This window comes from Methylococcales bacterium (assembly GCA_030949405.1).
Classification (GTDB): Bacteria; Pseudomonadota; Gammaproteobacteria; order Methylococcales; family Methylomonadaceae; genus WTBX01.
Map to the genome: position 1 here is coordinate 1,578,593 of JAUZSN010000002.1, position 11,850 is coordinate 1,590,442.

The window sequence follows — 11,850 nt, forward strand, 5'->3', positions numbered from 1 at the left end:
TGACTTAATTTAATTAGAGTCCTATTCGCTAAACGCAATGAGTTTAAGCTAAAAAATCGGTCGATTCCCCGCTTGTTCCTATTAAAATAGTGTTTTAATGTTACCCACTGCTCGTTAATTAAAGATCAACCCTTACAGGTATAATGAGCTAACTTTTTATTTTTTAGAAAACGTTTAAACAAGAACTTATGGAATTTACTTTAAAAAATACCGACGGTCATGCTCGTCGTGGACAATTAACCTTTGAACGTGGCGTTATTGAAACCCCTATTTTTATGCCCGTAGGCACCTATGGAACGGTTAAAGCCTTAACGCCTGAAGAACTCAAAGGGATTGGCGCGCAAATTATTCTCGGTAATACCTTTCATTTAATGTTACGCCCTGGTGTCGAAGTCATTAAAGCTCACGGTGATTTACATGACTTTATGCACTGGGACAAACCTATTTTGACGGATTCAGGCGGCTTTCAAGTTTTTAGTTTAGGTGATTTACGCAAAATTACCGAAGCAGGGGTTACTTTTAAATCACCTATTAATGGCTCTTCTATTTTCATGGGGCCTGAAGAATCTATGCACGTTCAACGTGATTTAGGCTCGGATATTGTCATGATTTTTGACGAATGTACCCCTTATCCTGCAACCCACAAGGAAGCGGCGGATTCTATGCGACTTTCCTTACGCTGGGCGCAACGGAGTAAACAAGCTCATGGTGATAACCCAGCGGCTTTATTCGGTATTATTCAAGGCGGAATGTATGATGACCTGCGTCAAGAATCTATGGATGGACTCGTTGATCTTGGCTTTGATGGGTATGCTATTGGTGGGTTGTCCGTTGGTGAACCTAAAGATGAAATGATGGCCACCTTAGAGGGCTTACATTCTAAAATGCCTTCTGATAAACCGCGTTATTTAATGGGCGTTGGTACCCCAGAAGATTTGGTGGAAGCGGTTAGACGTGGTATTGATCTGTTTGACTGTGTTATGCCAACACGCAATGCACGCAATGGACATCTGTTTACATCAACGGGGGTGATTAAAATTCGCAATAGTCAATATAAATTAGATACCCGCCCTTTAGATGAATCATGTGAATGTTATACCTGCCAAAATTATTCGCGGGCTTATCTAAAACATTTAGATAAATGTCATGAAATGTTGGGATCACGCTTAAATACAATCCATAATCTTTATTACTATTTAAACCTAATGCAGGACTTACGGGATGCAATTGCCGCTCAAAAATTAGAAACTTTTGTAAAACATTTTTATCAACAACGCGAAAAATCCGTGCCAACTGTGGCATAATAGACGGTTTTATTGGCAACTTGTCAATGGACACTATTTTAAATTTTAAGAATAATTAAGGAAAATCATGAGTTTTTTTATTTCGGATGCAATGGCAGAAGCCGCAGCACCTGCTGCTCAACCAGGTATTGAAGGAATGTTGTTTCCTTTAGCCATTTTAGCTTTTTTCTATTTTATGTTTATACGTCCTCAATCTAAACGGACAAAAGAACAAAAGTCAATGTTAGAAGCGTTAAATAAAGGGACCGAAGTCGTAACCAGTGGTGGAATTTTAGGCAAAGTGACAGAAATTGACGATAATTTTGTCAAACTTGAAATTGCTGATAATAATTTTATCCAAGTACAACGCCACGCTATAGCAAATATGATGCCAAAAGGAACCTATAAAGCGATGGGTAAAAAATCCTCAACCTTAGCAAAAACTAAAAAATCTTAATTTAAGGTTTAGTCATCTTTATTTGTTGGAAAAATCATGCAAAACCATTTCCCTTTATGGAAAAATTTAATAATTCTGATCGTCTTTGTTGTCGGAATTATTTATGCATTACCCAATTTATTTGGTAATGACCCTTCTGTACAACTCGCTTCTAGTGCCACGACTAAATTAGAACAAAAACAAGCCGATATCATTAAAGCTGAGTTAGATAAAGCAGGATTGAATCTTAAAGAATTTGAATTTAAAAATAATAAAGTATTAGTTCGTTTTAACAATACAGATGATCAACTAAACGCTTCTGATTTATTAAAAGCTAAAATGGGCAATGATATTACGGTTGCTTTAAATTTAGCCCCTGCAACCCCTACTTGGCTAAGGGCTTTAAATGCAAGCCCTATGTATTTAGGCTTAGATTTACGCGGTGGGGTTCATTTTCTATTAGAAGTTGATATGGACGCTGCGGTAAAACAAGCCGAAGAGCGTTATAACCTGGATGTAAAAGCGGCGTTACGCTCTCATAAAATTCGTTATCAATCGGTTGCTAAAAGTAAGGGCGCGATTAAAGTTACCTTAAAGAATTCGGCGGATACCCTAGCAACACTGGATTTTTTAAGTCGTGATTTCCGAGATTTAAATATCAAGGAATCCCCTGAATCTGAAAATACGTTGTTAGTCACCCTTTCTGAGCAAGAAAAACAAGAGATTAAAAAATTTGCTTTAGATCAAAACATGACCACCTTACGTAATCGTGTCAATGAAATAGGGGTAGCCGAACCTGTTATTCAACAACAAGGTGACAACCGTATTGTTATCCAGTTACCCGGTGTGCAAGATACCACTAAAGCAAAAGCTATTTTAGGTAAAACAGCTACCTTAGAGTATCGTTTAGTTGACGTTGAACATGATGTACAAAAAGCGGTGCAAGGCTTACCTGTTATAGGAAGTCGCTTGTATTATGAAGTCGATGGAACTCCAATTTTACTGAAACGTCGTGTCATCGTAACGGGGGCTGAAATTATTGATGCTGCCTATACAATGGATCAAAATAATGCCCCCGCAGTCTCCATTACCTTAAATGGGGTCGGTGCGAAAAAAATGGGTAAAATGACTCAGAAAAATGTCGGTAAACCGATGGCCGTTGTCTTTATTGAATACAAGCCTAAAACCCGCATTGTCAAAGGGAAAACAGAAAAATATAAAGAAAAAATTGAAAAGGTTATTAGTGTCGCCACGATTCGAGATTCATTTAGTAAGCGTTTTCAAACCACAGGATTAGGTAATGCAGAAGAAGCCCGTACTTTATCCTTATTATTAAGAGCAGGCGCATTAGCTGCTCCCGTTGATATTATTGAAGAACGTACAGTCGGCCCCAGTTTAGGACAAGATAATATTGATAAAGGCTTTAACTCCGTTATTGTCGGGTTAGCACTCGTTTTGGTCTTCATGTTAGTTTATTATCGCTTATTTGGGCTGGTGGCTAATGTTGCACTGGCGTTTAACCTTATTGTTATTGTCGCGGTTTTATCAATGATACAAGCGACATTAACGTTACCTGGAATCGCGGGTATCGTTTTAACCGTAGGTATGGCGGTTGATGCCAATGTTTTAATTTTTGAACGGATTAAAGAAGAAATTAAAAATGGAAACACCCCGCAATCAAGTATTTTTTCAGGTTATGAAAAAGCCTTTGCCACTATTTTTGATGCCAATATTACAACGCTGTTAGTGGCCTTAGTCTTATTTGGTTTTGGAACAGGCCCGATTAAAGGCTTTGCGATTACCTTATCCATTGGTATTTTAAGTTCAATGTTTACCTCAATTTTAGGAACACGAATGTTGATTAACTGGTTTTATGGCAAACGCCGTGTAGAAAAACTTTCTATTTAATTGTTGTGGATAAAAAAAATGTTTAAACAAGAACTCGATTTTTTAGGTAAACGAAAGTTTGCGATGATTTTATCCGCAATTTTACTCCTTATTTCTATTGCTTCCTTAGCGATCAATGGATTAAAGCTGGGAATTGACTTTACAGGCGGGACACTGGTTGAAGTCGGCTATAAACAAGCTGCTGATTTAACCGTATTACGTGAAACATTAGGAAAAAGTGGTTTTGATGATGCAACTGTCCAAAATTTTGGGACGGCAAAAGATGTCTTAATTCGTTTAAAACCGAAAGAAGGCATGAGTAACGCAGAACTTAGTACACAAATTTTAGCGGCGGTTAATAAAAACAGCACTGAAAAAGCCGAAGTACGACGCGTTGAATTTGTAGGGCCTCAAGTGGGCGATGAACTAGCCGAAGATGGCGGGTTAGCTCTGTTATATTCGATGTTTGGAATTTTACTGTATGTTGCATGGCGATTTGAGTATAAATTTTCATTAGGTTCTGTGGCGGCTCTTTCTCATGATGTTTTAATTACATTGGGCTTTTTTTCGGTCTTACAATTAGAATTTGACCTAACAGTTTTAGCGGCCATTTTAGCGGTCATTGGTTATTCGTTGAATGATACGATTGTGGTTTATGATCGTATTCGAGAGAATTTTAGAAATTTGCGAATGGATTCAGCGGAAGAAATTATGAATATTTCTTTAAATCAAACCTTAAGCAGAACCTTAATGACCTCGGTAACCACCGCGTTGGTATTAGCGGCGTTAGCGGTATTGGGTGGCGAAATTATTCATAACTTTGCCATTGCTTTATTGGTGGGTGTGGGTATTGGAACGTACTCGTCTATTTTTATTGCAAGCCCTGTGGTTTTAAGTTTAGGAATTAGTAAAGAAGATTTAATGATTCCTGTTGCAGAAGGGGCGGATATTGATGATATGCCGTAGTGATTATTTACTAAGTAATGAATAAAGTTGAACTTAAGGAATTAGCAGACATTAGAATTAAAGAATCCCAAATTCTTTTAAATGCACGTTGCTATCATGGTGCTTATTATTTAGCAGGTTACGCACTGGAATGTACCTTAAAAGCTTGTATTACAAAACAAGTACGTGCATTTGATTTTCCAGATAAGAAACTTGCTAATGATAGCTATACGCATGACTTGACCAAACTATTGAAAATATCTAATTTGAATCAAAAATTAAGAGAAGAAGAAAATAGAAGTTTAGCCTTTAAATTGAATTGGAATATCGTTAAAAGTTGGTCAGAAGAAGCCCGTTATGACTGTACAATAACCCCAATAAAAGCCAAAGAATTTTTTGAGGCAGTGACTAATAATGAATCAGGAGTATTGCCATGGCTAAAGAACTTTTTATAACCCAGGAACTTTCTCAAGAAATGCTTTTAGCAGGTGAAGCTTTAATTAAACATTTAGAAGACAAGCATTTAAAAGTACAAGCGGCTTTTTGGTTATTAGATACAGAAAAAGAAAGTTGGGCATTAATGATCGCATCACCTATCGTTGCTAAAAAAGGCGCAAGAGATTATTACAAACACATTAACGAAATTAATGAAGAGAGTGAATCAAAAGAAAAAAATATAATTTCTTTACATAATATTGAAGTAATTGATAACAATAACCGTTTTGTAAAAGCATTACATAATGTAAAAAATTCTAGCTTGTGGAATGATAAATATTGGAGAAATACCCGTCTTGGTAAAAATTTTCTTAGTAATATTTATTTTGAAGATATGTATATTTATCGGATGAATTAAGATTTTATCTTGTCTTAAATTAGTAGCCCTAGAAAACCAAGGAACACCCGATGCACAAGTATTAGCGGCTATGTTAGTTGCTAAAGAAATAAATCAAAATAAATACCCCATTTATGGGTTATTTGTGGTCGGTTTGGTTTGGAATTTTATTATTTTAGACAGCAATCATTATTGTATTAGTAAAAATTATAATGCCGATGATGAAAAAATAATTGATATTTTAAAAATGATAAAAATTTTAAAAAAATAATTAAAACCGAACTGACTTTACAGTAAAACCCTTTTAATTTATATATAATCCAACAGGAATAAACCATGGCTCTAGAACGTACTTTTTCTATTATCAAACCCGATGCGGTCGCTAAAAATGTTATCGGACAAATTTACAGTCGCTTTGAAGCAAAAGGCTTGCGTATTGTTGCGGCCAAAATGATTCAATTAACCCAAGCGCAAGCGGAAGGTTTTTATGCTGAACATAAAGAGCGTCCTTTCTTTAATGACTTAGTCAGCTTTATGATTTCAGGGCCTGTCATCATGCAAGTCTTAGAAGGTGAAGGCGCAGTCCTTGCAAATCGTGACATCATGGGCGCAACAAACCCTAAAGAAGCGGATGCGGGGACTATTCGTGCCGATTTCGCTGAGAGCATTGATGAAAATGCGGTTCACGGTTCGGATGCAACTGAAACCGCTGCAAGAGAAATTAGTTATTTTTTCTCTGATGATGAGCTTTGTGAGCGCGTCCGTTAAGTGTCCACGATTAATTTATTGGACTTAGACAGAAAAGGCATGGAGGCCTTTTTTGCCTCTATCGGCGAAAAACCTTTTCGTGCGACTCAAGTTCTAAAATGGCTTTATAAAGAACACGTCACTCATTTTGATGAAATGACTAACTTAAGCAAAGTGTTGCGGGCTAAATTAGTTCAAAGTTGTCGTATCGAAGCCCCTGAAATTATCACCGAACAAATCGCCTCCGATGGAACGCGAAAATGGGTGATACAAATGAGCTGTAATAATCGCATTGAAACCGTTTTCATTCCTGAAGAAAAACGCGGTACTCTGTGTGTTTCCTCTCAAGTTGGTTGCGCCTTAGCGTGTCCTTTTTGCTCAACCGCCCAACAAGGGTTTAATCGTAATCTGACCGTATCTGAAATTATTGGGCAACTTTATGTCGCTCAAAATCGTTTAGGGGATGAAAAACGCATTACTAACGTCGTCATGATGGGAATGGGTGAGCCGTTATTAAATTTTGATAATGTCATCAGTGCGATGAACTTAATGATGGATGACTTTGCTTATGGTTTATCAAAACGCCGCGTGACGCTGAGTACGTCAGGCGTTGTCCCTGCGATATACCGATTAACGGAAGTCTGTGGTGTCAGCCTTGCGGTTTCTTTACATGCCGCAAACAATGAACTTCGTGATGTCTTAGTCCCGATTAATAAAAAATACCCCTTAAATGAATTAATGATGGCGTGTAAAGACAATGTCAAGCTGTCCCCTCGTCGTAACATAACCTTTGAATATGTTATGCTTGAGGGAATTAATGATTCAGGAGCCGATGCTCGCGCATTAATTAAGTTATTAAAAAATATACCTGCTAAACTTAACTTGATCCCTTTTAATCCGTTTCCTAACTCCAACTACACTTGCTCATCAATGGCTACAATCGAGCGTTTTAGAGATGTCTTACATAATGCATCCATGATAACCACCATACGACGAACACGCGGTGAAGATATTGATGCGGCTTGTGGACAATTAGTGGGAAAAGTAAAGGATAAAAGCCGCCGACATTTAAAACTTAAATTAGCAGAACCTTAATGAAATTATGGGTCATTTTCAATCTTTCAATTTTTTTAATTGCCTGTGTGCAAGTAAATCCCCCAAGAGAAGTTAGCTCTGAAGAACAAGCTGAAATTTATTTAAAAATGGGCGTTCGTTATTTAGAAATGGGAAAACTGGAGATTGCCAAAGAGAAATTAGAAAAATCCGTTGATTTAAATTCCAGTAATAGTGAATCACATAATGCCTTAGCGGTGCTATATGAACGAATTGAACGTTCAAGTGATGCCAAGTATCATTATAAGCAAGCGGTTTCAGAGAACGATGAAAGCCCGCAGCCTCGAAATAATTATGGCCGATTTTTATGTGAAAAGGGCGAGTATGAGGAAGGACTCGCACATTTAGCGGTTGCATTTAATATGCCTTTAAATTCTCGTAAATGGTTTTCTTTGACCAATGCAGGCCTCTGTTATTTAAAGCAAAATAAAATGAAAGAGGCTGAGAATTATTTCAGAAAAGCTCTTGAGGTTCACCCTCAATATCCCCCAGCTTTATTAGAAATGCTAAAAATGAGTTATCGTTTTCATAAGTTTATGTCAGCCCGCGCTTTTTTACAGCGTTATTTCAGTGTTAGTCCTGAATCTGCAGATTCTTTATGGTATGCCTACCGTATAGAATTAGGACTCAAAAACAGATCAGGGGCAGAACAATATAAAAATAAATTATTAACCCAGTTTCCTGACTCCAAAGAAGCGCAACGCGTAGAATAATATGAACATACAGCAAGACTCTTGTAATGATGAAATAATTAAAATTTTATTGATTGATTTAGAGAATTGTCCCTGTCAAATTCATCAATTACAAAATGACATAGAAGAATATACACAAGTCATTATTTGCTATGCAAAAACTGGGGTTAAAATACCCCTTGATTGGTTAGAATCGTTAAGTAGTGCGGTTAATAAAAATAAACTTAAAATATTTAAAATGGCTCATGTGGGTAAAAATTCAGCTGATTTTGGCATTTGTTTTTTTGCAGGTGCATTAATGCAGGAATTTCAAAATAAAGCACATTTTGTTATCATCTCAAATGACTTAGATTTAGATCATGTAGTTAGCTTATTGATAAGTCAAGGGTGTACTGCTGAACGAGTGGGTTTAATAAAAGAAAAAAATAATTTACCGTTAGTTGCAATTCATTCATACTGTAAATACTTAATGACTAATAATATAAACAGACCTTCAAAAGAAGAAACCTTATTAAATAGTATTAAAAGTATTTTAAAAAATCACCAAGAATCTCCTGAAGTAGTATTTAAATTTTTAATAAAGCACAAAGTAATTGTTATTAAAGAAAATAAAGTTATTTATAATGATAATAAAATAGCTGAAATTGTTTATCATTAATGTAAATATTTAATTATTAATAAAAACATATAAACTATGGCAAAAAACAGTCAGGCAATTCAAGCCATTCGTGGTATGCACGATGTATTACCCGAACAATCCCCTTTATGGCATTACGTTGAACAAAACATTAGAGAAGTCCTTTCAGTCTATGGTTACAACGAAATTCGTTTACCCATTGTTGAAAAGACTGCCCTATTTAAACGCGCTATTGGGGAAGTCACCGATATTGTCGAAAAAGAAATGTATACCTTTGATGACCGTAATGGCGATTCTTTAACCTTACGCCCAGAAGGCACAGCGGGTTGTTTAAGAGCTTGTTTAGAACATGGGTTATTACACAATCAAGTGCATCGCCTATGGTATTTAGGCCCTATGTTTCGCCATGAAAGACCGCAAAAAGGACGTTATCGCCAATTTTATCAATTAGGGGTGGAAACCTATGGCATGGCTGCCGCTGATATTGATACCGAAATTATTACCTTAGCCACGCGTTTATGGAAAAAATTAGGGATTGAGAATAAATTACAATTACAACTCAATTCACTGGGAACGATTGAAGAACGAGCGCGTTATCGTGAAAAACTAGTTGAATATTTTACGCAATATCAAGACCAATTAGATGAAGATAGCCAAAGACGTTTAACCACTAATCCCTTAAGAATTTTAGATACTAAAAACCCTAAGATGAAAACAGTGGTTGAAAATGCGCCCAGTTTAATGGATTATTTAGGCGAGGATAGCCGCGCACATTTTCAAACGTTAACCGATAACTTAGATAGCCTAGAAATTACCTATCAGATAAATCCTCGCTTAGTAAGAGGCTTGGATTATTATAGCAAAACTGTTTTTGAATGGGTCACGGATGAACTCGGCGCACAAGGCACTGTTTGTGCGGGAGGACGCTATGATGGGTTAGTTGAACAATTGGGCGGTAAAAATAATTACGCCATTGGTTTTGCTTTAGGCATGGAGCGTTTATTGTCATTGGTTGAATTATTAGCCGATGTCCCTATCGCCCCTAGTGTTGATGTTTACATGATTCGCGTAGGTGAGAAGGCTGAAAAACAAGGCTTAATCTTTGCTGAAAAAATCCGAGATCAACTACCGCAACTCAAATTACAAGTCAATTGTAATGCGGGAAGTTTTAAAAGCCAATTTAAAAAAGCCGATAAAAGCGGGGCGAAATTTGCGATCATTATAGGGGAAGACGAAGCCGATAATAATCAGGTCACTGTTAAATTTTTACGCGAATCCCAGCCTCAACAGCTCATGTCGTATGAAGCGGCAATTGAATTTTTAAATACTCAAAATTAAACTAAGAGAAAAACCGTGGCAATTTACGATACAGAAGAAGAACAAGTAGAAGCACTCCAAGCGTGGTGGAAAGAAAATGGCCGCTCACTTATTGTGGGAGCCGTTTTAGGTGCGGCATTAATTTTAGGGTGGAATTATTGGAAAGATCAACAGCATGAACAAGCCTTAGAAGCCTCTGCTTTGTATGGACAATTATTAACCCTTTCCGATCAAGAAAAAGATGAGGAAGCGGCTAAAATTGCCACCCAGTTAATTGAACGCTATCCAAGCAGTAGTTATGCGGATTATGCAACCTTAATGCAGGCAAAATTGAACGTGAATGCGGGTGATTTAACTGCGGCAAAAACAATTTTGGAAAGCATTTTAAAACAAAGTGATGTTGAATTAAAAAATGTCGCACGTATTCGTTTGGTTCGTTTAATGTTAGCGACGAAAGAGTATGAAAAAGGGTTACAACTCATTTCTGAAACCGACCCTGCCAGCACTGAAAGTTTTTCATCCAGTTATGATGAATTGACAGGCGATTTATATGTTGCTTTAGATCGTCTCGGGGAAGCGCGTACCGCTTATCAAAATGCCATTAGAACCGCTCAAGATTCGCCTTTATTGCAAATGAAACTCGATGATATTACCGCGACTGAAATTAGTACGCCTCCTGAAACTAAAAATTAGCTGTCTAGGCTGGGCTATGCCACTTTACGTACTCTTTAAAACATTATGCTAAAACGTAAACCCCAAAAATATATTTTACCGCTGACTGTCCTTGGTTTTAGCCTAATGCTACCCGCCTGTGCATCCTTGAGTAATTTATCCGATGCCGTTCAAAGTTTGGGCAGTTCTATTCTAGGGAACAATAGCGAGTCCGAACCCCCCGCCCCGCTGACTGAATATGATATAGAAGTAGAACTCGATGTTATCTGGAAAGAATCTATCGGTGTAGGTAAAGATAAAAAATACCTAAAATTAAACATTGCGCTGAGTTCAGATAATATTTTTGTCGCTGATCGAGAGGGGTTAGTTCAAGCCCGATCGGCCTCTAATGGGGATCTGCTTTGGGAATCCACAACAAGCTATTCGTTTTCAGCAGGCCCTGGTTTAGGTATTGATAACTTAATTTTAGGAACCAGTAATGCAGAAGTCGTTGCGTTTAATCGTAGTTCAGGGGAAGAACTATGGAAAACGACGGTTTCAAGTGAAGTCCTTGCCGTTCCTGTTATTAGCAAAGGGGTTGTTATTATTCGTACAACCGATGGGCGTATTATTGCCTTAAATGAAACCGATGGGCTTCAACTTTGGTCGTTTGAAAAAAATGTTCCTGCCTTAACCATACGCGGTACAGGCAAGCCCCTTGTTCTTGATAACCAAGTGATTGCAGGTTATGCCAATGGCAAATTATTATCACTTGATTTAAAAACAGGTAAAAATAACTGGGAAACGACTCTGGCTATTCCGAGTGGCCGTTCCGAAGTTGAACGTTTAGTTGATTTAGATTCAGACCCTGTTGAAAGTGATGGCGTGGTTTATATTTCCAGTTATAACGGGGGAACAACGGCGGTTTCTATTGATAATGGCAACCCCTTATGGCGTAATGAAGACTTATCCGCGTATACGGGTTTAACCATTAGTCGCCGTTATATTTTTTTAAGTGATGCCAAAAGTGATGTTTGGGAATTAGAAAAACGTAATGGGGGGACCTTATGGAAACAAGAAGCCTTACATTATCGTTCATTAACCTCCCCCATAGCGTACGATAATTATGTGGTGGTGGGTGATTATGATGGTTATGTACATTGGCTTTCACGTACGGATGGTCGATTACTTAATCGGATAAAAATTGCCGATGCCGCGATTGATTCAAATCCTGTTGTCGTTAATGACATCATTTATATTTATGCAAAAGATGGCACTTTAGCCGCCTTAAGAGCGAGATTATTTTAAAA

At 37.4% G+C, this 11,850-nt stretch carries 14 protein-coding genes; all 14 read left to right on the top strand.

The genetic code is table 11. The annotated features are described in order from the left end of the window. Nucleotides 1–188 precede the first annotated feature (188 nt). The 14 genes from tgt to bamB all read left to right on the top strand — a co-directional run bounded on the left by tgt (nucleotide 189) and on the right by bamB (nucleotide 11,848). A complete protein-coding gene (gene tgt / locus Q9M50_08275; protein MDQ7090627.1) occupies nucleotides 189–1,304 on the top strand; it encodes a tRNA guanosine(34) transglycosylase Tgt in 1,116 nt (371 codons plus the stop codon). A 67-nt stretch (nucleotides 1,305–1,371) separates the two neighbouring features. Further along, nucleotides 1,372–1,740 (top strand): preprotein translocase subunit YajC, encoded by a 369-nt coding sequence (gene yajC / locus Q9M50_08280; protein ID MDQ7090628.1) that lies wholly within the window; start codon nucleotides 1,372–1,374, stop codon nucleotides 1,738–1,740. Between the two features lie 36 nt (nucleotides 1,741–1,776). Continuing rightward, nucleotides 1,777–3,627 (top strand): protein translocase subunit SecD, encoded by a 1,851-nt coding sequence (gene secD, locus Q9M50_08285; protein ID MDQ7090629.1) that lies wholly within the window; start codon nucleotides 1,777–1,779, stop codon nucleotides 3,625–3,627. Between the two features lie 18 nt (nucleotides 3,628–3,645). Beyond that, nucleotides 3,646–4,572 carry a protein translocase subunit SecF gene (secF, locus tag Q9M50_08290; GenBank protein ID MDQ7090630.1) on the top strand — a complete coding sequence of 309 codons (927 nt, stop codon included), beginning with the start codon at nucleotides 3,646–3,648 and terminating at the stop codon, nucleotides 4,570–4,572. Between the two features lie 17 nt (nucleotides 4,573–4,589). Next, nucleotides 4,590–5,006: a HEPN domain-containing protein gene (locus Q9M50_08295; GenBank protein ID MDQ7090631.1), complete on the top strand. Its 417-nt coding sequence runs from the start codon at nucleotides 4,590–4,592 to the stop codon at nucleotides 5,004–5,006. After that, nucleotides 4,985–5,404 (top strand): hypothetical protein, encoded by a 420-nt coding sequence (locus Q9M50_08300; GenBank protein ID MDQ7090632.1) that lies wholly within the window; start codon nucleotides 4,985–4,987, stop codon nucleotides 5,402–5,404. The genes Q9M50_08295 and Q9M50_08300 overlap by 22 nt, the downstream gene beginning before the upstream one ends. Before the next feature lie 70 nt (nucleotides 5,405–5,474). Further along, on the top strand, nucleotides 5,475–5,654 hold the full coding sequence (locus tag Q9M50_08305) for a hypothetical protein (protein MDQ7090633.1): 180 nt from the start codon (nucleotides 5,475–5,477) through the stop codon (nucleotides 5,652–5,654). A gap of 65 nt (nucleotides 5,655–5,719) precedes the next feature. Beyond that, nucleotides 5,720–6,151 carry a nucleoside-diphosphate kinase gene (gene ndk, locus Q9M50_08310; protein MDQ7090634.1) on the top strand — a complete coding sequence of 144 codons (432 nt, stop codon included), beginning with the start codon at nucleotides 5,720–5,722 and terminating at the stop codon, nucleotides 6,149–6,151. 39 nt (nucleotides 6,152–6,190) lie between these two features. After that, entirely contained in the window at nucleotides 6,191–7,225 is a 1,035-nt protein-coding gene (rlmN, locus tag Q9M50_08315) for a 23S rRNA (adenine(2503)-C(2))-methyltransferase RlmN (protein ID MDQ7090635.1), read from the top strand. Then, nucleotides 7,225–7,956, top strand: a complete 732-nt coding sequence (pilW, locus tag Q9M50_08320) for a type IV pilus biogenesis/stability protein PilW (protein ID MDQ7090636.1) — start codon at nucleotides 7,225–7,227, stop codon at nucleotides 7,954–7,956. Before rlmN ends, pilW begins: the two co-directional genes overlap by 1 nt. 1 nt (nucleotide 7,957) lies before the next feature. Then, entirely contained in the window at nucleotides 7,958–8,593 is a 636-nt protein-coding gene (locus tag Q9M50_08325; protein MDQ7090637.1) for a PIN domain-containing protein, read from the top strand. A 36-nt stretch (nucleotides 8,594–8,629) separates the two neighbouring features. Continuing rightward, complete coding sequence (hisS, locus tag Q9M50_08330) at nucleotides 8,630–9,910, top strand: histidine--tRNA ligase (protein ID MDQ7090638.1); 1,281 nt, start codon at nucleotides 8,630–8,632, stop codon at nucleotides 9,908–9,910. Between the two features lie 15 nt (nucleotides 9,911–9,925). Beyond that, nucleotides 9,926–10,582, top strand: a complete 657-nt coding sequence (locus Q9M50_08335) for a tetratricopeptide repeat protein (protein MDQ7090639.1) — start codon at nucleotides 9,926–9,928, stop codon at nucleotides 10,580–10,582. 45 nt (nucleotides 10,583–10,627) lie between these two features. After that, nucleotides 10,628–11,848, top strand: coding sequence for an outer membrane protein assembly factor BamB (gene bamB / locus Q9M50_08340; protein ID MDQ7090640.1), 1,221 nt, complete (start codon nucleotides 10,628–10,630; stop codon nucleotides 11,846–11,848). The last annotated feature ends 2 nt before the right edge of the window (nucleotides 11,849–11,850 follow it).